The 22,286-nt window shown below is 59.9% G+C and carries 18 protein-coding genes; 9 read left to right on the plus strand and 9 right to left on the minus strand.

Annotation, left to right across the window (positions count from 1 at the left end; genetic code table 11):
- Positions 1–7: 7 nt before the first annotated feature.
- A complete protein-coding gene (locus AAHA41_RS20780; RefSeq protein ID WP_323068963.1) occupies positions 8–1,135 on the minus strand; it encodes a 2-oxoglutarate and iron-dependent oxygenase domain-containing protein in 1,128 nt (375 codons plus the stop codon).
- 444 nt (positions 1,136–1,579) lie between these two features.
- Entirely contained in the window at positions 1,580–2,218 is a 639-nt protein-coding gene (locus AAHA41_RS20785; protein WP_323068961.1) for an NAD(P)-dependent oxidoreductase, read from the minus strand.
- Between the two features lie 101 nt (positions 2,219–2,319).
- Between AAHA41_RS20785 and AAHA41_RS20790 the strand changes: the two genes are divergently transcribed.
- Positions 2,320–3,204 (plus strand): LysR family transcriptional regulator, encoded by an 885-nt coding sequence (locus tag AAHA41_RS20790; RefSeq protein WP_323068960.1) that lies wholly within the window; start codon positions 2,320–2,322, stop codon positions 3,202–3,204.
- Between the two features lie 28 nt (positions 3,205–3,232).
- Here the strand turns inward: AAHA41_RS20790 and AAHA41_RS20795 are convergent, their stop codons facing one another.
- Genes AAHA41_RS20795 through AAHA41_RS20805 form a run of 3 tightly spaced genes read right to left on the minus strand, consistent with a single transcriptional unit; the run spans position 3,233 to position 6,089 of the window.
- Positions 3,233–4,459, minus strand: coding sequence for an MFS transporter (locus AAHA41_RS20795; RefSeq protein ID WP_323068959.1), 1,227 nt, complete (start codon positions 4,457–4,459; stop codon positions 3,233–3,235).
- The gene (locus AAHA41_RS20800; RefSeq protein WP_323068957.1) at positions 4,456–5,292 is read right to left on the minus strand and encodes a pirin-like C-terminal cupin domain-containing protein; all 837 of its coding nucleotides are present in this window, start codon (positions 5,290–5,292) and stop codon (positions 4,456–4,458) included. Before AAHA41_RS20800 ends, AAHA41_RS20795 begins: the two co-directional genes overlap by 4 nt.
- A 59-nt stretch (positions 5,293–5,351) precedes the next feature.
- A complete protein-coding gene (locus AAHA41_RS20805; protein ID WP_041210334.1) occupies positions 5,352–6,089 on the minus strand; it encodes an isochorismatase family protein in 738 nt (245 codons plus the stop codon).
- 192 nt (positions 6,090–6,281) lie between these two features.
- Between AAHA41_RS20805 and AAHA41_RS20810 the strand changes: the two genes are divergently transcribed.
- Positions 6,282–7,211 carry a LysR substrate-binding domain-containing protein gene (locus tag AAHA41_RS20810; protein ID WP_323068956.1) on the plus strand — a complete coding sequence of 310 codons (930 nt, stop codon included), beginning with the start codon at positions 6,282–6,284 and terminating at the stop codon, positions 7,209–7,211.
- Positions 7,212–7,216: 5 nt separating this feature from the next.
- Here AAHA41_RS20810 and AAHA41_RS20815 read toward each other — a convergent pair whose 3' ends face one another.
- Entirely contained in the window at positions 7,217–8,125 is a 909-nt protein-coding gene (locus AAHA41_RS20815) for a LysR substrate-binding domain-containing protein (protein WP_323068954.1), read from the minus strand.
- A 291-nt stretch (positions 8,126–8,416) separates the two neighbouring features.
- On the opposite strand from AAHA41_RS20815, the gene metE reads away from it, so the two are divergent.
- Together metE and AAHA41_RS20825 are read left to right on the plus strand one after the other, a co-directional pair.
- Positions 8,417–10,681: a 5-methyltetrahydropteroyltriglutamate--homocysteine S-methyltransferase gene (gene metE, locus AAHA41_RS20820; protein ID WP_323068953.1), complete on the plus strand. Its 2,265-nt coding sequence runs from the start codon at positions 8,417–8,419 to the stop codon at positions 10,679–10,681.
- A gap of 188 nt (positions 10,682–10,869) precedes the next feature.
- Complete coding sequence (locus AAHA41_RS20825) at positions 10,870–11,607, plus strand: transporter substrate-binding domain-containing protein (protein ID WP_242526656.1); 738 nt, start codon at positions 10,870–10,872, stop codon at positions 11,605–11,607.
- A 98-nt stretch (positions 11,608–11,705) separates the two neighbouring features.
- Here the strand turns inward: AAHA41_RS20825 and AAHA41_RS20830 are convergent, their stop codons facing one another.
- Positions 11,706–12,821, minus strand: coding sequence for a glycosyltransferase family 9 protein (locus AAHA41_RS20830; RefSeq protein ID WP_323068950.1), 1,116 nt, complete (start codon positions 12,819–12,821; stop codon positions 11,706–11,708).
- Between the two features lie 70 nt (positions 12,822–12,891).
- A complete protein-coding gene (locus AAHA41_RS20835; protein WP_323068948.1) occupies positions 12,892–13,773 on the minus strand; it encodes a LysR substrate-binding domain-containing protein in 882 nt (293 codons plus the stop codon).
- Positions 13,774–13,930: 157 nt separating this feature from the next.
- On the opposite strand from AAHA41_RS20835, the gene AAHA41_RS20840 reads away from it, so the two are divergent.
- From AAHA41_RS20840 to pflA, 5 genes are all read left to right on the plus strand, one after another.
- The gene (locus tag AAHA41_RS20840; RefSeq protein ID WP_323068946.1) at positions 13,931–15,364 is read left to right on the plus strand and encodes a glycoside hydrolase family 1 protein; all 1,434 of its coding nucleotides are present in this window, start codon (positions 13,931–13,933) and stop codon (positions 15,362–15,364) included.
- A gap of 217 nt (positions 15,365–15,581) precedes the next feature.
- Positions 15,582–17,342 (plus strand): 30S ribosomal protein S12 methylthiotransferase accessory factor YcaO, encoded by a 1,761-nt coding sequence (gene ycaO / locus AAHA41_RS20845; protein WP_323068944.1) that lies wholly within the window; start codon positions 15,582–15,584, stop codon positions 17,340–17,342.
- A gap of 392 nt (positions 17,343–17,734) precedes the next feature.
- Complete coding sequence (focA, locus tag AAHA41_RS20850) at positions 17,735–18,583, plus strand: formate transporter FocA (protein WP_041210327.1); 849 nt, start codon at positions 17,735–17,737, stop codon at positions 18,581–18,583.
- 46 nt (positions 18,584–18,629) lie between these two features.
- Positions 18,630–20,912 carry a formate C-acetyltransferase gene (gene pflB, locus AAHA41_RS20855; protein ID WP_342697340.1) on the plus strand — a complete coding sequence of 761 codons (2,283 nt, stop codon included), beginning with the start codon at positions 18,630–18,632 and terminating at the stop codon, positions 20,910–20,912.
- A gap of 191 nt (positions 20,913–21,103) precedes the next feature.
- On the plus strand, positions 21,104–21,844 hold the full coding sequence (gene pflA, locus AAHA41_RS20860) for a pyruvate formate lyase 1-activating protein (RefSeq protein WP_000111043.1): 741 nt from the start codon (positions 21,104–21,106) through the stop codon (positions 21,842–21,844).
- Between the two features lie 81 nt (positions 21,845–21,925).
- On the opposite strand, the gene AAHA41_RS20865 is transcribed toward pflA, so the two are convergent.
- Positions 21,926–22,286: NAD(P)H oxidoreductase (locus AAHA41_RS20865; RefSeq protein ID WP_342697341.1), on the minus strand; the 361-nt coding region annotated here is incomplete at its 5' end.

Below are 22,286 nucleotides of genomic sequence, written 5' to 3' on the forward strand. Positions count from 1 at the left end.
TTGTTCGTTACATGTTGTTTTTGTCAGCGCGGGTATGTGCATGCTGCTTGTGGCTTATGCATATACCCGCCTGCGGATCTTTGCGCTGCTTAGGCCGGTACCGCTTCGCTCTCTCTGTGCGCGGGAGGCGAGCGGGTTTCACCAGCCCATAGTGACGCGCCGCCACGTCCGGGTGGGAGCGCAGCCGCCCTTTCAACACGTTCTCCCCAACCTGATAGAAGAGCGGGTTAGTCGGGTCACTCTCCGGCCCTTTCGCCTGCGCTGCAAGCGCGGGGGAGAGGCTGAGCAGCGGCACGGTGGCATCGAGCCGCGCCGCCATAAAGAAGGCGCAGGATAGGCGCGAGACGCCGGGCGGCGGGCTTACCACCCGATGCAGGGTCGCCTTGAGATAGCCGTTGGAGGCCAGCTCCAGCAGCTCGCCGATATTGACCACCAGTGCTCCCTGCAGAGGGGGCGCGGAGATCCAGCCGTTGGCCGTCTCGACCTCAAGCCCCGAATGATTGTCCTGCATCACCAGCGTCAGGTAGCCGGGATCCTTGTGGGCGCCGACCCCCTGACTGCTGCCGCCCGCCTCTTGCCCCGGGTAGTGAATGAGCTTCATGTGCTGGTAGGGGGCGCCGCGGATGCTGTCGTCAAACACGTTGGCCGGTTGCTCCAGCACTTCGGCAAAAGCGGCCAGCAGGGTGAGGGTGATGTCGCTCAGCCGCTCCTGCCACGCCAGCAGATGGGCTTTCATCTCTGGCAGGGCGATTGGCCACTGGTTGGGGCCGATCAGCCGCTGCCAGGGTTCACGGATCAGGGCTGCAGGCAGGGCTTGCGCCTCGTTCATGATATCGAACTGCTCCCGCAGGTCCGGCCGCTGGCGGGTCAGCTCGGCACCGACCCGGTTGTAGCCGCGAAAGTGGGGGCTGTTGACCATCTGCACCGCCAGCTTCTCCTGCTCCGGCAGGGCAAAGAAGCGCTCTGCCAGCGCAAGGGTCTCTCGCTGCTCGGCGTCACTCAGGCCATGTCCTGTCAGATAGAAAAAGCCGACGTCGCGGGCGGCCGCGGCCAGCCTGGCCAACATAGGGCGACGCAGGTCGGGTGCCCCGTTGAGGGCAGCCAGATCGATGATCGGCAGTGGTGAATGTTCCATGTGCACCTCCTCACTCTTTCGTTATCTCTGGTGCCATCTCTTCTGCTGCCTCTGGTGCGGGCAGGTCTGATGAGCGGCAAACGGGATGGCGCGACAGTGTGGCGGTATGCGCTGCGGTGTGGCGCCATCTGGGATGAAGGGGATGCTACTGTTCGGTGTTATAAGACGGAAACAACAAATTATTCTTAGTTATATACAAAATTCGAAATGGAATTCGGTGCATGATGGGCTGACGGGTTTTTGCGCAGCCATTGCGGGGTAAAGGGGAAATGTTGAGGGGGAGAGTGATAAGCAGAGGCAAGCTACCAGCGGCAATAATGACCAAAACAGAAAATGGCCAAAACAGAAGGGAGGCGGATGCCTCCCTTCTGTTTACGCGGGTTATTACCTGACTGAGAGGCAGGCGAGTGACCGCGCATTCTGGCCTTAACCGTTTGCAGGCTCTCAGTAACCCAGGGTAAAGCGCTGGCGCAGGTGAGCCGGTTTTTCCACCTCGTTCAGCACGCCGTCGGCCAGATCACCGACGGTGATCCCGGCAGGCTGTTCGCCACTAAAGAGCACCTGATCGCCACCAATCCGATAGCCGCCGCGCTTCTCGCCCAGCTCCAGGAACACCGGGGGAGAGACAAAGCGCCAGTCGAGAGCGGTTTCACGGCGCAGGGCGGTGAGACCGTCGCGGGCCGCCAGTGCCCCCTGTTTCCACTCGGCCGGGAACTCCGGGGTATCCACCAGTTGCACGCCGGGGGCGACCTCCAGACTGCCGGCGCCACCTACTACCAGCAGCCAGCTGTTGGCCGCTTTGACTGCTGCGACAATCGCGTTGGCTCCCTTGAGGTACTGGTCGTAGATATCCGGTGTGGTCCAGCCCGGGTTGTAGGCGCTGATCACTCGATCGTGCCCCTGGAGCACCTCGGCCAATGCCTGCGGGTTTTGGGCATCCACCGCCACGGCGGAGACCTGCGGATGGGCGGCCACCTTGCTGACATCGCGGACGATGGCGGTGACGTGATGGCCACGGCTGATGGCCTCGTTCAGGATGGCTGAACCGACAAAACCGCTGGCACCGATCAGGGCAATCTTCATGGGGAACTCTCCTTCACTGTTGGAATGGGGCTATCCTACGCCGCCATTTATGATTTAATAATCACCTCAAAAATGTATTCACTTATAAGCTGGATTTAATAATGGAGCAGCTCAGACGTTACGCCATCTTCGCCGCCGTGGTGGAAGCGGGCAGCATGACAGGGGCGGCCAAATCCCTCGGCATGACCCCCTCTGCCGTCAGTCAGCATATCAGCCAGCTGGAGAGCCTGCTCGGGCTGCCCCTGCTCCATCGCTCCACCCGTCGTCTCAGTCTGACCGAGGCGGGAGAGGTGGTGTGGCAAGGGTGCCGGGCGTTGCAGCAGACCCTGAACGAGACCGAGCTGCGCCTCTCGGAGGTGCGCGACGCCCTGCTCGGGGAAGTGCGGATCACCGCCCCGGTTGGAATGGCGGGCCAACCGCTGGCTCTGGCCCTCTCGCCGCTGTTGCAGGCCCACCCCGGCCTCACCATCCAGATCATCGCCGACGACGAGAAACGGGATCTGATTGCCGAGCGGATCGACGTGGCACTGCGGGTCGGTAGCCTGCCCGACTCGACTTTGGTGGCCCGCAAACTGGGGCAAACCCGGATGTTGCTCTGCGCCGCCCCCGCCTATCTGGCGCGCAAGGGGACGCCGCGCACGCCCGCCGATCTGGCCACCCACGACTGGCTCTGCGGCGACATGCTGGGCAACGGTTTGCTGCTGCTTGACGAGAAGGGGGGCGAGCACAGGGTGAGGTTCAAGGCCAAGGTGCTATGTAACAACGTGTTGCCCCTGCGCCAGTTTGCGCTGGCGGGGCAGGGGATCTCGCTGCAACCCGAGGGAGAAATTGGCGAGGATCTGGCGCAGGGGCGTCTGCTCGAACTGTTGCCCGGTTTTCGGGTGGCGCCGATGGAGATCCACGCCATCACGCCGCAGCGGGAGATCCCGGAGAAGGTGCGACGGGTGGTGGAGGCGCTGCGCAGCTACTTTGCAGGCGCCTCCTGACACATATCAATGCGGCTTGGCCTAGCTGTCAGTTGGGCTCTTGCCCGCCAACGAGCGGGCGGCGCCACAGATAGAGTCCGATTGCCAGCAGCAAGCCGCCCAGAAAGAGCCAGCGAGCGCTTCCCCAATGGCCGCTGTCCGTCATCAGGGCCGCCAGCAACAGGGGGCCCAGCAGCTGACCGAAGTTGGCGAGCTGGACAAAAAAGCCCTGCACGATGGCCAGTTGCACCGGCCCCTGACTCACTCCCTGCGCTGACGAGAGGATAGCTGGCGGCGCCATACCGCCCGACAGGGAGAGGACGAGGCACAATCCATAGGCCCACCACGGCGACAGGCCGGGCCAGAAGGCGAGCATGCCGCACAGCGCCATCAGGCTCAGTGCCCAGCTGATGAGCCGATCTCGCGCTACGCCCCGGCGCAGCAGCCATGCCCCCATCAGGTTGCCGGGAATATTGGCGACCACCGCCAGCGCCGAGAGCAGGGCGATCTGGCTTTGGCCAATCCCGGGAGTGCCTTGCAACATGGTCGGTAGCCAGACAAAGAGCGCCCATAGCATCAGGCTGTAGAGCGTGAACGCCAACCCGTAGCGCCAGAGTGCCTTCTGCCGGAGCACCGTGAGTTGGCGCAGCGGGTGGCCCGAGTTGATCGAGTTTTGGGGGGCCCCGACCCGCAACTTGTCTGCCGAACGACTGGCCAGCAGAAGCAGCAGGGCCGAGAGTTGCAGAGCCATCAGGAGCAGCCAGGCCAGTCGCCAGCCACCTTGCGCCGTGAGCCAGGGGGTGAGCAGCATGCCGGCCGCCGCACCAAGGGGCAGGTTGACCGCCCACAGGCTCAGGGCCAGCCGTTTGTCCTCCTCCCGGGTCACCGCCACGATAAAGGCGGGCATGGCCACCGAGACCAGCAAAAAGCCAATCCCCTCGACAATGCGCGACAGCAGCATCATGGCCAGCCCGGTGGCGGGCAGTGCCAACGCCCCGCCTGTGACGATGACCAAAAGCCCGACAACCCCGGTTTGCCGCCCACTCCAGCGAGTCAGCAACAGGCCGAGAAAGAGGCTGCAGAGGATCGCCAGCGTATTGAAAGCCGAGGCGAGATAGCTGGCTTCAACCAGTGTCAGCCCCAGCTCGCTGCGCAGTATGCCGAGCACGGCGGGCACTTTGCCGAGGCAAAGGGCACCGCTGGCACCGGCGAAAATGGCGAGGAAGACCAGAGGCCAGCGCGTGCTTTGTGGCTGGTGGCCTGCGAGCGTGTTCATGGCCGAGATTGGCCGTAGTGCAGCCACTCATCGTTGAGCTGGCCAAATTCGCCGCGCTGATAGGCATGCAGCCGATCCGCAATGGCGTCGTGGCTATTCATCACGAAGGGGCCATGTTTGACCAGGGGTTCATTGAGCGCCTGGCCTGAGAGCAGCACGAAGTGGCATGGCTCGGTGGCCTCAAGCTGCAGAGCCACCGCCTCGCCGCCGTCGGCAGAGAGGCTTACAGCCATCCCGTGACCTGCCGGGATGAGGTGCCGCTCTCCCTCAGCCTGAAAAGTCAGCGATCCGGTCAGGGGATAGATCATCGCATTCCAGCCTGCCGCCAGCAGATGGGTGAAGCGGCTACCTGGCTCGCTATTGCCATCGAGCAGGGTAAAGGGTTGGGGCAGTTCTGCCGAGTGTGGCGCCGTTATCCCGTTGCTGTGGCCTGCGACCACCCGTACTCGCACCCCTTCGCCATGAAATTCGGGGATGGTGGCAGCGGCTGCGTGGACATAGGGCGATGCCCCCTCCGGCTGCTCGGTATGCACGGCCCCGCGCCCGGCCGCCAGCCAATGCAGCGCTCCCGGTTCGATGGGGCCCTGATTGCCGAGGGAGTCGTAGTTGACGTGGGGGCTCGTCGAGTCCTCGAACAGATAGGTGACGGCAGAGATCCCGGCGTGGGGATGGGGCTCGAAGGTGGGGGCGGTCATCTGAAAGTGATCCACCATCACCACGGGGTCTATCAGACCGTTGAAAAAGTGTTCGCCAAAATGATGTGCTTCAAAGCCGCTGCCAATGCGCAGCGGTTGGCCCTTGACGGGGTCGGAGAGAGTCAGGCGTCTGGTCATCGATATAACCTCTTGAAGACAAAAGAAGCCTTCGGTCATCTGACCGAAGGCGGGGCGAGTTACGACTTCTTGGCACCCTCTTGCATCTGCCACACCAGGGTGGCGAAAGGCATGTCGAGGGCGCTGTAGACATCGTGTGCCTTGGGGTCGACGTTGCTGCGCAGCATCTCGACCGCGGCGGAGGCGTAGTCGGTGACCGGGATACCGGCCCCCAGCAAGCGTTGCAGACCTGTGGTGCGCTTGGCTTCGTTGAAGGTGCCGGAGGCGTCGAGTACCACCCGGGCATCATAGCCGGCAGCCTTGGCAGAGAGGGCCGGGAAGCTGGCGCAGATCTCGAGCGATACACCGGCGATGATCAGCTGTTTGCGGCCGGTCTTCTCAATGGCGGCGCGCACGGCGGGATCGTCCCAGGCGTTGATGACGGTGCGGTTGATCACCTTCACATCCGGCAGGGCACTGGTCAGTTCAGGCATGGTGGGGCCCCACATGCCATCGGGCATGGTGGCGGTCACGATCACCGGCACGCCGAGGGCGCGGGCGGCGTTGGCCAGCGCCACCACGTTGTGCTTGAGCTCGCCCACCGTGGTGTCGCGCACGCCGCTCAGCAAGCCGACCTGATGGTCGACCAGCAGCAGTACCGCATTGTCTCGGGAGAGCATCTCCAGATAGCGGTTGGGTGATACGGTCGGATGGCTGGCAGCCTCGGCGGCCATGGCCGGTGTCGCTGTGGTGGCCAGCGTGGCGGTCAGGGTCGCCAGACCGAGCAGGGTGGCAGAGCAGATTTGTCGCAGTTTCATGGTGAACTCCTTGTGATATCGGAACAGTCAAACGGCCCTTGCTGGTGGGGCGGATTGCCCGCGCAGCAACCGTCTGATGGGGACAGGGCCATTATGATGGCTGCAAAAATGGCGACAATCTGGTGAAATGGATTCTTATCGTTCCATCAATGGAACGATGTAAATGCACCTCACCCTGACCAAGGCTGCCCGATGACACCACTGGAACTTGATTTGAATGATCTCTATCTCTTCACCCATGTGGTGCAGCGGCAGGGATTCACTGCCGCCGCGCGGGCGCTTGGCGTGCCCAAGTCGCGGATCTCGCGCCGGATCCGGCTGCTGGAGGAACGGCTGGATACCCGTCTGCTGCAGCGTACCTCGCGTCAGCTCAGCCTGACCGATGCCGGTGAGGTGCTCTATCGTCACTGTCAGGCGATGCTGGCCGAGGCGCAGGCCGGAGAGGCGGCTGTGCGGCAACGGCAGCAGGAGCCGAGCGGTCTGGTGCGGATCAGCGTGCCCATTACCATCGCCGATGCGCTGCTCGCCCGCTTGCTGCCCGCGTTTATGGCGCAATACCCCAAGGTGAGGCTCGCCGTGCAAGCCAGCAACCGGCAGGTGGATCTGCTGGAGGAGGGGCTGGATGTGGTGATCCGCGGGGTGGCCTTCGAGCAGCCCCCCTCCAGTCTGGTGCAGGTACCGCTCTGCACGGTGCAGTGGGGCGTGCTGGCTGCCCCAACGTGGCTCTCTCGCCACGTGATGCATCCGCGCCAGCTGGAGGGAGAGGATGCCCTGCTCTTCAGCTCGCTGGAGCGTCAGGCCGATCTGTTGCGGCTGCGGCACGATAGTGGGGAGAGTGAGGAGGTGGCGGTCAATGTGCTGTTGCGCAGCGACAATATGCAAACCCTCAAGCAGGCGGCGCTGGCGGGGCTAGGAATGGTGGGCTTGCCACTTTACGCCTGCGTGAATGAGCTGGCGGATGGGCGGCTGCAACAACTGTTGCCCGAGTGGCGTCCCAAAGATGGCAAGCTGGTGATGCTCTATCCCGCGCGGCGCGGTTTGTCACCGGCGGTCAGGGCCCTCATCGATTTTATCAAGGCGCAGTTGCCTGCACTGCTGGCAGAGGTCGGCCAGCCCCGCTGAAGGGGTTATCCCTCCATCTTGGTGCGAATGCGCTCGAACAGGCTCTGCAGGCAGGCTTGATCCCGATCGGCGGCCCGCACCGCGCCGTACATATGGCGACGGATACCGCTGCCGAGGGGGCGGGCGCAGAGCATCCCCTGTCTGACAAACTCGTCGCTGGCCCAGCGTGGCAGGGCGGCGACGCCGAGGCCAGCTGCGGCCATCTGCAGCATCACCGAGGTGTTGTCCACCGGCTTGCAACGGGCGGGCTCCACCCCGGCGGGTTGCAAAAAGCGGCTGAAGATATCCATGCGGCTGCGCTCCACCGGATAGACCAGCAGCACCTCCGCCCCCAGATCGCCCGGCTCGATGCGGCTCTGGTAGCAGAGGGGGTGATCCGGCGCCATCACCAGAGTCAGATCGAAGGAAAACAGCGGCTCGAAGTGGAGATCGCCGCGGGCCTGCACGTCCGAGGTGAGCAGCAGGTCGAGCTGACCGCCGAGCAGGGCATTGATGGCATCAAAACCCGGCACCGACTCCACCTCCAGATCCACCCCTGGCCACTGGCGGCGAAATTCCGGCAACAGCGGGAGCAGCCACTGGATGCAGCTGTGGCAATCAAGCGCCAGATGCAGCCTGCCCGCATCGCCGCTCTGCAGGGCTTGCAGCTGTTTCTCGGTCTGGGCCAGAGCGGGCAGTACCTGACGGGCGAGGGCGAGCAGCTGGCTGCCGGCTGTGGTCAGCACCAGCGGACGGCTTTTGCGCAGGTAAAGCTCCAGATTGAGGCGGGTCTCCAGCTCTTTGAGCTGGTGGGAGAGGGCGGACTGGGTGAGGTTGAGGGTCAGCGCCGCACCGGCCAGCGAGCCCTGTTCGGCCAGTGCGGTCAATGTTTTCAAGTGTTTGATCTCTATCCCTGCATTGCTTGGCACTGCCATAAGATGGCTCCTTGTGAGATTGCGTATGGCGCTGATGTTGCGGTCGGCGGTGGCCTGCTGCGCTTCTCTGTTCCGGCACTTCTTGCACTGCGCTTCTTAACACATGCAAGAACGGGCCTCTGTATCCTCGCTGTGAACCTGACAGGCGGTCAGTTGAGGATTTTTTGAGAGCCACTTGAAGAGGATTCAATAGCCAGCGTCACCTTATCTTGTCATTTTGGATGTGTAAACATCTGGATGGCTAAATCATCCAGTTTCCCATCAGATGAATGAGCATAAGGAAATGAACCTATGACACGAGCACACACCCTGGGCTTCCCCCGTATCGGCGCCAAGCGCGAGCTGAAATTTGCCCTCGAATCCTACTGGCGTGGCGAGACCACTCAGGCCGAACTCGTTGCCGTGGGCAAGACGCTGCGTGAGCGCCATTGGCAGGCCCAGCACGGCGCCGGGGTCAATCTGCTGCCGGTGGGCGACTTTGCCTGGTACGATCAGGTGCTCGGTACCAGCCTGCTGGTGGATGCAGTGCCTGCCCGCCACCGTCATGGCGAGACCGATCTCGACACCCTGTTCCGGGTGGCCCGCGGCCGTGCGCCGACCGGCCCGGCGGCGGCCGCCGCCGAGATGACCAAGTGGTTCAACACCAACTATCACTATTTGGTGCCGGAATTCAGCCGTGATCAGCGCTTCAAACTGGGCTGGAGCCAGCTGTTTGACGAGGTGGAAGAGGCCAAGGCGCTGGGGCTGCCGGTCAAGGCGGTGCTGCTGGGACCGGTCTCCTACCTCTGGCTCGGCAAGGAGAAAGAGAGCGGCTTCTCGCGCCTTGAACTGCTCGATCGCCTACTCATCGTCTATCAGGAGATCCTGGCCAAACTGGCCGCCCAAGGAGTTGAGTGGGTGCAGATCGACGAACCGGCGCTGACGCTGGACTTGCCGGACGAGTGGCGGCTGGCCTACCTCAACGCCTACGAGCGCCTCGCGGGCCCTTGCAAGCTGCTGCTCACCACCTATTTCGGTTCAGTGGCTCATCAGCGCGACATCATCACCAGCCTGAAAGTGGATGGCCTGCATCTGGATCTGGTGGCCGCCCCCGAGCAACTGGAGACCCTGGTGCCGCATCTGCCCGCCCAGTGGGTCATCTCAGCCGGGGTGATCAACGGCCGCAACGTCTGGCGTGCCAATCTGGCCAAGCTGGCGCCGACTCTGAAGGCACTGAAAGCCAAACTCGGCGAGCGGCTCTGGGTGGCCTCATCCTGCTCATTGCTGCATAGCCCGGTGGATTTGACCCTGGAGCAGGAGCTGGATCCCCAGACCCGCAGCTGGTTGGCCTTCGCCCTGCAAAAATGTTTCGAGTTGGGACTGCTCAGAGAGTATCTGGATGGGGGCGAGCTCGACAAAATCACCGCCTACAGCCAGCCCATCGTTGATCGGGAGTCCGACAGCCGGGTGCACAAGAAAGCGGTGCAGTCACGGCTCGCCAGCCTCACCAACGGCGATTTTGATCGCCACAGCCCCTATCCGGTCAGGGCCGAGCTGCAGCGCTCGGATCTCAAGCTGCCGCTGTTGCCCACCACCACCATCGGCTCCTTCCCGCAGACCTCGCAGATCCGGGTATTGCGGCAGGATTGGCGCGCCGGTCGCATCGATGACAGAGCCTACGAGGCGGGCATTAAGGCGGAGATCCGCGATGCCATCGCGCGTCAGGAGGCCATCGGGCTGGATGTGCTGGTGCACGGCGAGGCCGAGCGCAACGACATGGTGGAGTATTTCGGTGAGCTGCTGGATGGCTTTGCCATCACCCGCTTCGGCTGGGTACAGAGCTATGGCTCCCGCTGCGTCAAGCCGCCGGTGATCACCCGCGATATCGACCGCCCGACCCCCATGACGCTCGAATGGACCCGATTTGCCCAGAGCCTGACCGACAAGCCGGTGAAGGGGATGCTGACTGGCCCCGTGACTATCCTCTGCTGGTCTTTTCCGCGGGAAGACGTGAGCCGCGAGCAATCCGCCCTGCAGATTGGCCTCGCCATTCGAGACGAGGTGGCAGATCTGGAAGCCGCCGGCATCAAGATCATCCAGATCGACGAACCGGCGATCCGCGAAGGGCTGCCCCTGCGCAAGCAGGATCACCAAGCCTATCTCGACTGGGCGGTGCGGGCCTTCCGTCTGAGTGCCAGCCCGGTGGCGGACAGTACCCAGATCCACACCCACATGTGCTACAGCGACTTCAACCTCATCATCGAGGCGGTGGCGGCGCTGGATGCGGATGTGATCACCATAGAGACCAGCCGCAGCCAGATGCAGCTGCTCGAAGCGTTCGAGCGCTTCAACTACCCCAACGAGATTGGCCCGGGCGTCTACGACATCCACTCGCCAAACGTGCCGAGCCAGAGCTGGATTGAGGGGTTGCTGCGCAAGGCGGCCAAACAGATCCCGGCCGAGCGGCTCTGGGTCAATCCGGATTGCGGCCTCAAGACCCGCGGCTGGGAAGAGACCGAGGCCGCCCTCAAGGTGATGGTCGATGCCACCAGGGCACTGCGGGCCGAACTGGCGTAACCGGCAAGCCGTGACCACCATCGATAAGGTGGCGTGCTGAAAAACGAACGAGAGAGGGGAATCCATTGCTTCCTCTCTCTTTTTTCGTTGGCCACTTTCTCCACTGGATCGTGAGCCTTGTCGCAGCCCGCTTTGCACTAGGCTCAGAGATGGCAGGAGTGGATGGAGTCGCGGCCATGGGTGTTGGTATGAGGATCGCAATCCTGTGGGGATTGCTGATGTGGCAGAGTGTCTGGGCGGCGCCAGCGGCCGAGTTGAAGATGGTCTATTTTGACGACTTTGCCCCATATTCGTGGCGTGACGAACAGGGCAAGATGCGCGGGCTGATGATCGACGTGATGGAGCGGGTGGCAGCGCAGATGGGGCTGCGGGTGCGACATGAAGGCTATCCGTGGCAACGGGCGCAAAAAATGGTGCGTCTGGCGCAGGCCGATGGTTTTGTAACCATCGCCACTCGGGAGCGGCGCAGCTATGCCCTGATTGTGGAAGAGCCGGTCACCACCACAGTGCTAACCATTTTTACCCAGCGTGCCCATCCCCGAATGGCGGAGTTTCAGCGTGCCAGCCGCCTGAGCGATTTCAAATCGCTCACCTTTCTCGACTATTTCGGTAACGGCTGGGGCAAGGAGAATCTGGCCAGCTTCACCGTTCATCAGACCATCAATGTTGATAACGTCTTCAAAATGCTGGCTGCGGGTCGGGGTGACCTGATGGTGACAGATCCACTGGTTGCACGCTTCAAACTCAACAAGCTGGGGCTGGCCAATCAGGTGGTTGAAGTGCCACTGGTGCTTGACTCGACTCCGTTTAACCTCTGCATCGGCAAACACTCCCGCTTCAATACCCGGATCACCGAGTTCAACAGGGCTTTGCAGCAGTTGCGGCAAAGTGGCGAGCTGGCGCGTATTGAAGCCCGCTATCGTTGAACCCTGATGACACAAGTCGTTTCAACCTGGGGGCTAGAAACGAAAGAGGGAAGGAGCAAGCCTTCCCTCTTTATTTGCATCAACGACAAGCGCCGCATTCAGCACGCTTGCTGCAGATTGAGTGGCTGGGGGGCGGATTGTTTGATTAACAGTGGCGCGGACGGCAGTGATGGGCGCTCACGCTCCAGCACCCTGTTTAGCCACTGGCGGTCGAGGGCGATCTGGTTGCGATCAGTCACCACCAGATTGTGATGCTGGGCTCCGAGGCAGCCGTAGTGGCGCGGATCTGTCTGGGTAAAGAGGCCAAGACAAGGGACACCACTGGCGGCGGCCAGATGCAGCGGCCCGGTATCGCAGCTGACAAAGAGGGAAAGTCCGGCGGTGACGGCCGCAAATTCGCACAGACTGGTGAGCGAGAGGGTGGCATCACCGACCAGAGGCAGTGGCGCAGCCGGGTCGTTGAACTGGAGCATCACCGCATTGGGAGCTTGCCGGCGCAATTGGGCCAGCAGTCGTTGCCACTGAATGGGGGAGAGCCCCTTTCCTTTGCGGGCGCCGGTAAAAAAGCCGATAAGCGGTTGCCCCGGGTGCGCTCTGGCCAGCTCCGCCAGCTGGGGATGGCTGGTCGCCATGGGCAGCCCCAGCGCTATCTGCTGCTCGGGGCCCGCATCCACACCCAGCAGGCGCAGCGGGCGGTAGGCATAGTGGCGATCTTCTTCGATGGGTTCCGGACGGGCGAAGATCGCATCCCCTTTGGCATCGTCAAATCCCCGTTTTTCGCAGCCGCGCACCCAGGCGGCCAGCAGGTGGTCGGTGCTGGAGGCAAACGGCACATATACCCGGTCGTAACGCTGCTGGCGCAGTTGCCAAAGGGCGGGCAGGGCGCTGATCAACCCTTTTCCCTGCAATCTGATCAGATGAATTCGGTGCAACTTGAGGGCAGTAAACAGGGGGAGCAGTGGCCCCTTGCTGCAAACCAGCTCGATCTCGGCGCCGGGGTGGGACTTTTGTACTTGCTGCAGGAAGGGGAGCAAAAAGAGGTTGTTGCCAATCCGGTTGTTGCTGCGAACCACAAGAATGCGGCGAGGGGGCGCTTCACCGGGTGGCAGCAGGGAGCCTCGGGCCAGCCAGGCGAGGAGCGAGCGCTCGATGCCGGATGTCCATTGGCGGCGCTGACCGTCGAAGCGGCGCAGTATGTCTCTGACTTTTTTCATGGGGGCGTACTCGGGCTGAGAAGAATGCCCCCTAAATAGACACAGGGATTCTTAAGAAATTATTAATTTTTTAATCAGAAAGGAGATTTTCCCCCGTTATGTGATCGGTAACCGTCTGCCAGAAGGCGTCAGCCAGTGGCGAGTGACTATTTGGCGGACGGATGAGGCCAATCGCCCAGCATGCCTCGCTCTCCGTTAAAGGCAGGGTGATCACATCCGGGTGCTCTATGGTGGTGGAGGAGGGCACCAGGGTCCAGGCGATCTCTGCGGCGGCGGTGGCGACGCCCGCTGCGAAGTCGTTTACGTACTGGATCCCCTGAAAGCGCAGCCCGCTCTGGGCCAGATAGTTCATCAGGTGATCGTAAAACGACGGCGCCTTGTCCCGGCGCAGGATAGCCAACGGCTTATCCACCAGATCGGCCAACTCCTTCACATCGCGATAGCTGGCGGGCAGCACGGCGACGAAGTGGGCTCGCTCGACCGGCATGGCGTGCCACCCCTTGGGGGCGGGCAGGCGGCAAAAACCGAGATCCAGCTTGCCCTCGCTCAGCGCCAGCAACTGGTGGTGGGTGGAGAGATCGTTGAGCTCAATGGTCACCTGCGGTCGCCCGGCGCGAAAGCGGGCGATGACTGCTGGCACCAGGAGCTTGGTGGCCACGCCAAAACCGATACGCAGGGTGCCGACGTTGCCCGCCAGCACATCGCGGGCGGTGCGCGACAGCTGCTCGCTCTGGCTAACCAGAGTGCGAGCATCCTCATAAAGGGCCCGCCCCAGCACTGTGAGGCGGGTGGTGCTGGCGTTGCGCTCGAACAATTCGCCGCCGAGCTCCTCCTCCAGCCGCCTTATCTGCTTGCTCAGTGCCGACTGGGTGACATGCTGGCGCACCGCCGCCTGGCCGAAGTGCAGTACCTCCCCCAGAGTGACAAAGGCTTTCAGGTCCCGTAGCTCCACAGCGGCTCCTTTCATTCCTGTTAGGAATGTTGAGTGGTCATATTTGTCATTGGACGGAATTCTAGAACTGTTCGATGCTATTGCCAATTCAATTGGGTGCCGCCAGCCGGCGCAATCTAGGTGGCCAGGACCACCGCCGCAGAAGGAGCAACACCAGATGCATCACCATAAGTTCAACGACTTCCCGAGCGATTTTCTGTGGGGCGCCGCCTCCGCAGCCTATCAGGTGGAGGGGGGCTGGAATGCCGATGGCAAGGGGCCCTCGGTGTGGGATCTCTTCACCAAGCTGCCGGGCAAGACCTTTGAGGGGAGCAACGGTGATGTGGCGGTCGATCACTACCACCGCATGGAAGAGGACGTGGCGCTGATGGCCGAGATGGGGCTCAAGGCCTACCGCTTCTCGGTGAGCTGGCCGCGCATCTACCCCACCGGTCGGGGGGAGGTGAACGAGGCGGGACTGGCCTTCTACGAGAAGCTGATCGACACCCTCTTGGCTCACCAGATCGAACCGGTGCTGACCCTTTATCACTGGGATCTGCCGCAGGCGCTGCAAGATGAGTACGGCGGCTGGGAAGACCGACGCATAATCGAGGATTTCGAGCGCTACTGCGTAACCCTCTATCAGCGCTTTGCCGGCAAGGTGAAGTATTGGGTGTCGCTTAACGAGCAGAACTACAACCTGACCAACGCCTATCAGCTCGGCACCCATCCGCCCGCAGTGCAGGACCGCAAGCGCTTCTTCGCCGCCAACCATATCGCGTTTCTGGCCAATGCCCGGGTGATCAAGGCGTTTCGCCAGCATGTGCCGAACGGCCTCATCGGCCCGAGCTTTGCCTACTCCCCTGCCTATCCGGCGTCGTGCGATCCGAAAGATATGCTGGCCTATGAGAACGCCGAGGAGTTCAACAACCTCTGGTGGCTGGACGCCTACTGCTTTGGCCGCTATCCGCAGGCGGCGCTCGCTTACTTGCAGGAAAACGGTGAGGCGCCCGAGATCCTGCCGGGCGATATGGAGTTGCTGCGCGAAGGGACGCCCGACTACATTGGCGTCAACTACTACTACACCCTGACCTACACCGATAACCCCTTGGGCGGTCAGACCCTGCAGCGGATCAACACCACCGGCAAGAAGGGCACCACGCCGTCCAGCGGTATTCCCGGCCTCTACAAGACGGCGCCCAATCCGCACCTTGAGACCAGCAACTGGGACTGGGCCATCGACCCGACCGGGATGCGCATCGCGCTGCGTCGCCTCTCTTCCCGTTACGGTTTGCCGCTGATGATCACCGAGAACGGCCTTGGCGAGTTCGACAAGCTGGAGGCGGGCGACAAGGTGAACGATGAGTACCGCATCGATTATCTGCGCAGCCACGTCAAGGCGTGCCAGGAGGCGATGCAGGATGGGGTGGAACTGCTCGGCTACTGCGCCTGGTCGTTCACCGACATCCTGAGCTGGCTCAACGGCTATCAGAAGCGCTACGGCTTCGTCTATGTGGAGCGTGACGAGCAGGGGGGCTCCCTTCGCCGGATCAAGAAAGCGAGCTTCCACTGGTACAGCCAGGTGATCGCCAGCCAGGGCAAGCAGCTCTGACGATGTATCGCTTCGCCTAACAAGCGGGCCCGGGCAATCCCTGGGCCCGCTTGCTTTGGTTGCCATCTTTGGCCGAGAGAGGAGAGAGCGCTGGGGTCTGCGGGCGCCGGAAGTGGGGCGCATTGCTTATCGTTTGCTGATTTTTGTCCTGCCAAAGCCGGCGACCCCTGCTATTATCTGCGGCCAAACATGAGCCAATAAAAATCAGGATATCGTGATGACTGACCACACTTTTATTCCCGGCAAGGACGCGGCGCTGGAAGACTCCATCGAACGCTTCCAGACCAAGCTGCAAGCGCTGGGCTTTGACATCGAAGAGGCCTCCTGGCTCAACCCCGTGCCGAACGTCTGGTCGGTGCACATCCGGGACAAGGAGTGCTCCCTCTGCTTTACCAACGGCAAGGGGGCCAGCAAGAAGGCGGCACTTGCCTCTGCCCTCGGTGAATATTTCGAGCGTCTCTCCACCAACTACTTCTTCGCCGACTTCTATCTGGGCGAGCAGGTCGCCAACGGCGATTTCGTTCACTACCCGAACGAGAAGTGGTTCCCTATCGAGGGGGAGCAACTGCCAGCCGGTCTGCTCGACAGCTTCACCCGCAAGTTTTACAACCCGGATGGTGAAGTGACCGCCGAGATGCTGGTGGATCTGCAATCTGGCAACGAGGAGCGCGGCATCGTCGCCCTGCCGTTCGAGCGCCAGTCCGATCACGAGACCGTCTACATCCCGATGAACATCATCGGTAACCTCTATGTCTCCAACGGCATGAGCGCCGGCAACACCAAGACTGAAGCGCGTACTCAGGCGCTCTCCGAGGTATTCGAGCGCCACGTGAAGAACAGGATCATCGCCGAGGCGCTGAGCCTGCCGCTTATCCCGAACGACGTGATTGCCCGTTATCCGGGGATTGCCGCCTCCATCGCGGCGCTGGAAGCGGAAGGTTTCCCGATTTACAGCTTCGATGCCTCCCTGGGTGGCCGCTATCCGGTCATCTGTGTGGTGCTGCTCAACCCGAGCAACGGCACCTGCTTTGCCTCTTTCGGCGCCCACCCGCGCTTTGAAGTGGCCTTCGAGCGTACCGTGACCGAGTTGCTGCAGGGCCGTGGCCTCAAAGATCTCGACGTGTTCGTGCCGCCCTCATTCGACAACGAGCAGGTAGCGGATCACCACAATCTGGAGACCCACTTCATCGACTCTTCCGGCCTTATCAGCTGGGATCTGTTCAAGGAAGAGGCCGACTTCGAGTTTGCCGACTGGGACTTCCGCGGCACTTCGCAGGAGGAGTTCGACCACCTGATCGGCATCTTCCACGAGCTGGAGCAGCCGGTCTATATCGCCGATTACGAGCACCTGGGCGTCTACGCCTGCCGTATCCTGGTGCCCGGCATGTCCGACATCTATCCGGCCGAAGACCTGCTGCTGGCCAACAACACCATGGGTGCCCATCTGCGCGAGACCATCCTGGCGCTGCCATCTCTTGATTGGGATGCCGAGCAGTATATGGCGTTGTTTGATCAACTGGACGAAGAGGGGCACGACGAGCGCACCCGGGTGCGTGAGCTGCTGGGCATCGCTGCCGCCAAGGGCACCGCGCTGCACACCCTGCGCGTCGGTGAGCTGAAAGCCATGCTGGCGCTGGCTGCCGGTGAGCTGGAGACTGCTCTCGATCTCATCGACTGGACCATGGAGTTCAACCAGTCGGTGTTCCCGGCCGAGCGTGCCAGCTACTATCGTGCCCTGCGTGCCTGCGTCGAGCTTTTCCTCGACGAGGAGCGCGACCCCGAGCAGTATCGCGGCGTCTTTACCCGCATGTATGGCGAAGAGACGCTGGCACAGGCGTGGGCCAACGCCTGTGGCGAAGCGCGTTTCCACGGGCTGGAGGCGGCTGACTTGTCGCTTGCCCAATTCCCGCTGCACCAGAAGCTGCTGGCGGCTTACGAGAAGCTGCAAAAGGCCAAGCGCGCCCATCAGTGGTCATAAAGATGCATTGACAATGTGTGAGTAAAGGAGGGGCCGGTTGGCCCCTTCTGTTTGATGCAGATAAGCGATGTCGTTGTTATTCAAAGATGAAATAAAAAACAAAAAATACCTCTAAGGGGGTTGCAGGCAGGGCAGGGGGCATGCTTGGGAACTGCAAAGATATCTTGCCAATGCATGGTTTGTGTGGCGAACTATAAATTCTTTAAAATCATTATATTAAAAATCCAACACTTCTGTTTCAGCTGAAACCTGGTGTAAACTGGCGTAGCCATGCGGCTCAAATATTTGTAGTAAAATTACAATCGCACACTGATAAATTTGATCGATGTCAATTTTGGCCATTTGGCCCTTTGTTATGATTTCAACAGGCAAAACATTCAGGTAGATCATAATTGAAAGCTGAATCCCCATTCGATTGTCTCAAGCCCGAAGCCATCGCTGCACTGGCTGAAGACATCACCTACGCCAAGGCTACCAAGCCGGCATACAAGGTCATTCCACTGGCCATTACCGCAGGCGCTTTCATCGCCATCGCATTTATCTTCTACATCACAGTGACTACCGGAACCGGTTCCATGCCTTGGGGTATGGCCAAGCTGGTCGGCGGTCTCTGCTTCTCTCTCGGACTTATTCTCTGCGTACTGCTCGGTGCCGAGCTGTTCACCTCCACCACCCTGACGCTGGTAGCCAAAGCGGCCAACCGGATCAGCTGGGCCCAGCTGCTCAAGAACTGGGGGCTGGTCTACTTCGGCAACCTGATTGGCGGTCTGCTGATGGTGGCGCTGATCATCGTCTCTGCCGAGTACACGGCAGCAGACGGTCAGTGGGGTCTGAATGCCCTGAAAGTGGCTCAGCACAAAATTCACCATACCTTCTTCGAAGCGGTGGCGCTCGGTATCCTCTGTAACCTGATGGTATGTCTGGCTGCATGGATGGCATTTGGTGCCCGCAGCGCGACTGACAAGGTAGTGGTTATGCTGCTGCCGGTTGCCATGTTCGTTGCCTCAGGTTTCGAGCACAGCATCGCAAACATGTTTATGATTCCGGTTGGCATCGCTATCCATAGCGTGGCTGGCCCGGAGTTTTGGCAGGCCATCGGCCAGGATCCGGCAACCTTTGCTGACCTGACCGTATCCAACTTCGTCCTACACAACCTTATCCCCGTGACCATCGGCAATATCATCGGTGGTGGCGTGATGGTTGGTCTGACTTACTGGTTTATCTTCCGTCGTCATCATTAAGGATGATTGCGGGATACTACATCAATACCGTGTGAGGTAATGAAAAATGGCAGAACTTAACGAACAGTTCCAAAAAGCATGGGAAGGCTTCGCGGCCGGTGAATGGCAGACCTCTGTCAACACCCGTGACTTCATCCAGAAGAACTACACCCCGTATGAAGGTGACGAGTCCTTCCTGGCTGGCGCGACCGAAGCGACCACCAAGCTGTGGGACAAGGTCATGGAAGGGATCAAAATCGAGAACCGCACTCACGCGCCGGTCGATTTTGATACTGACCTGCCCTCCACCATTACCGCACACGATGCCGGTTATATCGATCAGAGCCTGGAGCAGATCGTTGGTCTGCAGACCGACAAGCCGCTGAAGCGCGCCATCATCGCCAACGGCGGTATCAAGATGGTTAAAACTTCTTGCGAAGTGTACGGTCGTCAACTGGACCCGATGGTCGAGAAGATCTTCACCGAGTACCGTAAGACTCACAACCAGGGCGTGTTTGACGTTTACACCAAAGACATCCTGAACTGCCGTAAGTCTGGTGTTATCACCGGTCTGCCGGATGCTTACGGCCGTGGCCGTATCATCGGTGACTACCGTCGCGTCGCTCTGTACGGTATCGACTTCCTGATGGCCGACAAACTGGCCCAGTTCAAGTCCCTGCAAGCTGACCTGGAAAACGGCGTCAACCTGGAAGCTACCATCCGTCTGCGCGAAGAGATCTCCGAGCAGCACCGTGCCCTGGCACAGATGAAGGTGATGGCTGCCAAGTACGGTTGCGATATCTCCGTACCGGCCAAGAACGCCAAAGAAGCCGTACAGTGGACCTACTTCGCCTACCTGGCGGCAGTCAAGTCCCAGAACGGCGCTGCCATGTCCTTCGGTCGTACCTCCAGCTTCCTGGACATCTACATCGAGCGTGACCTGCAGAAAGGCCTGATCACCGAGCAAGAAGCCCAGGAGCTGATGGACCACATGGTCATGAAGCTGCGTATGGTTCGCTTCCTGCGTACCCCGGAATACGATTCACTGTTCTCCGGCGACCCGATGTGGGCTACCGAGACCCTGGCTGGTATGGGCGTTGACGGCCGTACCCTGGTCACCAAGAACAGCTTCCGTATGCTGAACACCCTGTACACCATGGGTCCGTCCCCTGAGCCGAACCTGACCATCCTGTGGTCCGAGAAGCTGCCGGTCGGTTTCAAGAAGTACTGTGCCAAGGTATCCATCGAGACCTCTTCCGTTCAGTACGAGAACGACGATCTGATGCGTCCGGATTTCAACAACGATGACTACGCCATCGCTTGCTGTGTATCCCCGATGATCGTTGGTAAGCAGATGCAGTTCTTCGGTGCTCGTGCCAACCTGGCCAAGACCATGCTGTATGCAATCAACGGCGGTATGGACGAGAAGCTCAAGATCCAGGTCGGTCCGAAAACCGAGATGGTCAAGTCTGAGTACCTCGACTACAACGACGTGATGGATCGTCTGGATCACTTCATGGATTGGCTGGCCAAGCAGTACGTTGCTGCTCTGAACATCATCCACTACATGCACGACAAGTACAGCTACGAAGCCTCTCTGATGGCGCTGCACGACCGTGACGTATATCGCACCATGGCGTGTGGTATCGCGGGTCTGTCCGTAGCAGCTGACTCCCTGTCTGCTATCAAGTACGCCAAAGTCAAACCGGTTCGTGACGAAGATGGCGTTGCCATCGACTTCGAAATCGACGGCGAATACCCGCAGTTCGGTAACAACGACGCTCGCGTCGATGACATCGCCTGTGACCTGGTTGAGCGCTTCATGAAGAAGATTCAGAAGCTGAACACCTACCGTGGTGCTGTTGCTACCCAGTCTGTTCTGACCATCACCTCCAACGTGGTATATGGCAAGAAGACCGGTAACACCCCGGATGGCCGTCGTGCCGGTGCTCCGTTCGGCCCGGGTGCCAACCCGATGCACGGTCGTGACCAGAAAGGTGCTGTTGCATCCCTGACTTCCGTTGCCAAGCTGCCGTTCGCTTACGCCAAAGATGGTATCTCCTATACCTTCTCCATCGTACCGAACGCACTGGGTAAAGATATGGAAGCCCAGAAAGCCAACCTGGCTGGCCTGATGGACGGTTACTTCCACCACGAATCCAACGTAGAGGGTGGTCAGCACCTGAACGTTAACGTGATGAACCGTGAAATGCTGCTCGACGCGATGGAAAACCCGGAAAAATATCCGCAGCTGACCATCCGTGTATCTGGCTACGCAGTACGTTTCAACTCGCTGACTAAAGAACAGCAGCAGGACGTTATTACTCGTACCTTCACTCAATCTATGTAATTAGATTTGACTGAAATCGTACAGTAAAAAGCGTACAATAAAGGCTCCACGAAAGTGGGGCCTTTTTTAGCACGAGAGCCTTTTTTGTCAGCTATCTATACTTTAAGGTGACTGCCAAAACAGACTCGACGTAGCCTTCGAGCTGCGCACCAACACGGCCTCAGATGGGCCACATCTGGAGAAACACCGCAATGTCAGTTATTGGTCGCATTCACTCCTTTGAATCCTGTGGAACCGTAGACGGCCCGGGTATTCGCTTTATCACCTTTTTCCAGGGCTGCCTGATGCGCTGCCTGTATTGTCATAACCGCGACACCTGGGACACGCATGGCGGTAAAGAAGTTACCGTTGAAGATTTAATGAAAGAGGTGGTGACCTATCGCCACTTTATGAACGCTTCCGGCGGCGGCGTTACCGCATCCGGCGGTGAGGCAATCCTACAAGCTGAGTTTGTTCGTGACTGGTTCCGCGCCTGCAAAAAAGAAGGCATTCATACCTGTCTGGACACCAACGGTTTTGTTCGTCGTTACGATCCGGTGATTGATGAACTGCTGGAAGTAACCGACCTGGTAATGCTCGATCTCAAACAGATGAACGACGAGATCCACCAAAATCTGGTTGGAGTTTCCAACCACCGCACGCTGGAGTTCGCTAAATATCTGGCGAACAAAAATGTGAAGGTGTGGATCCGCTACGTTGTTGTCCCAGGCTGGTCTGACGATGACGATTCAGCGCATCGCCTCGGTGAATTTACCCGTGATATGGGCAACGTTGAGAAAATCGAGCTTCTCCCCTACCACGAGCTGGGCAAACACAAATGGGTGGCAATGGGTGAAGAGTACAAACTCGACGGTGTTAAACCACCGAAGAAAGAGACCATGGAACGCGTGAAAGGCATTCTTGAGCAGTACGGTCATAAGGTAATGTTCTAATTTCCCCGTAAAGCGGCAACTTTATTGAGTTGCCGCTTTTTTATTCCGCGCTTCATTCTGCTACAGCGTTTTTAACACATCTTATAGTGCATCTACCATATCCCGTACCTGAGATAATAACGACTGATAATAGCTCGCGTGAAGTTCTTCCCCATCGAATACCACTGTATTACACAAGAAAGTGACATCGGCATCTTCAATACCAAGATAACTGCACATATTTTTTAAATAATCGCTTATATTTTTTTCCCAGCCCATCTGGACAAATGATTCTTTGTCTCCTCCAACCAGCGCCACCCAACGAACTTTATTGAATGGTAATTTGTGCCCATCTCCATAAGCCAGCCCATTATTCCATACTCTGTCAATATATCCTTTTAGCATTGCCGGGAAGCTGTACCACCAGAGAGGAAAAACCACCACTAACGTGTCATGTTCAAGC

It is taken from the genome of Aeromonas sp. SER (assembly GCF_038739615.1).
Lineage (GTDB): Bacteria > Pseudomonadota > Gammaproteobacteria > Enterobacterales > Aeromonadaceae > Aeromonas > Aeromonas jandaei.

What these genes read in the sequence shown, in the direction of transcription:
- AAHA41_RS20780 (WP_323068963.1), bottom strand. Translation starts at nt 1,135, where the DNA reads ATGGAACATTCACCACTGCCGATCATCGATCTGGCTGCCCTCAACGGG.
- AAHA41_RS20785 (WP_323068961.1), bottom strand. Translation starts at nt 2,218, where the DNA reads ATGAAGATTGCCCTGATCGGTGCCAGCGGTTTTGTCGGTTCAGCCATC.
- AAHA41_RS20790 (WP_323068960.1), top strand. Translation starts at nt 2,320, where the DNA reads ATGGAGCAGCTCAGACGTTACGCCATCTTCGCCGCCGTGGTGGAAGCG.
- AAHA41_RS20795 (WP_323068959.1), bottom strand. Translation starts at nt 4,459, where the DNA reads ATGAACACGCTCGCAGGCCACCAGCCACAAAGCACGCGCTGGCCTCTG.
- AAHA41_RS20800 (WP_323068957.1), bottom strand. Translation starts at nt 5,292, where the DNA reads ATGACCAGACGCCTGACTCTCTCCGACCCCGTCAAGGGCCAACCGCTG.
- AAHA41_RS20805 (WP_041210334.1), bottom strand. Translation starts at nt 6,089, where the DNA reads ATGAAACTGCGACAAATCTGCTCTGCCACCCTGCTCGGTCTGGCGACC.
- AAHA41_RS20810 (WP_323068956.1), top strand. Translation starts at nt 6,282, where the DNA reads ATGACACCACTGGAACTTGATTTGAATGATCTCTATCTCTTCACCCAT.
- AAHA41_RS20815 (WP_323068954.1), bottom strand. Translation starts at nt 8,125, where the DNA reads ATGGCAGTGCCAAGCAATGCAGGGATAGAGATCAAACACTTGAAAACA.
- metE (WP_323068953.1), top strand. Translation starts at nt 8,417, where the DNA reads ATGACACGAGCACACACCCTGGGCTTCCCCCGTATCGGCGCCAAGCGC.
- AAHA41_RS20825 (WP_242526656.1), top strand. Translation starts at nt 10,870, where the DNA reads ATGAGGATCGCAATCCTGTGGGGATTGCTGATGTGGCAGAGTGTCTGG.
- AAHA41_RS20830 (WP_323068950.1), bottom strand. Translation starts at nt 12,821, where the DNA reads ATGAAAAAAGTCAGAGACATACTGCGCCGCTTCGACGGTCAGCGCCGC.
- AAHA41_RS20840 (WP_323068946.1), top strand. Translation starts at nt 13,931, where the DNA reads ATGCATCACCATAAGTTCAACGACTTCCCGAGCGATTTTCTGTGGGGC.
- ycaO (WP_323068944.1), top strand. Translation starts at nt 15,582, where the DNA reads ATGACTGACCACACTTTTATTCCCGGCAAGGACGCGGCGCTGGAAGAC.
- pflB (WP_342697340.1), top strand. Translation starts at nt 18,630, where the DNA reads ATGGCAGAACTTAACGAACAGTTCCAAAAAGCATGGGAAGGCTTCGCG.
- pflA (WP_000111043.1), top strand. Translation starts at nt 21,104, where the DNA reads ATGTCAGTTATTGGTCGCATTCACTCCTTTGAATCCTGTGGAACCGTA.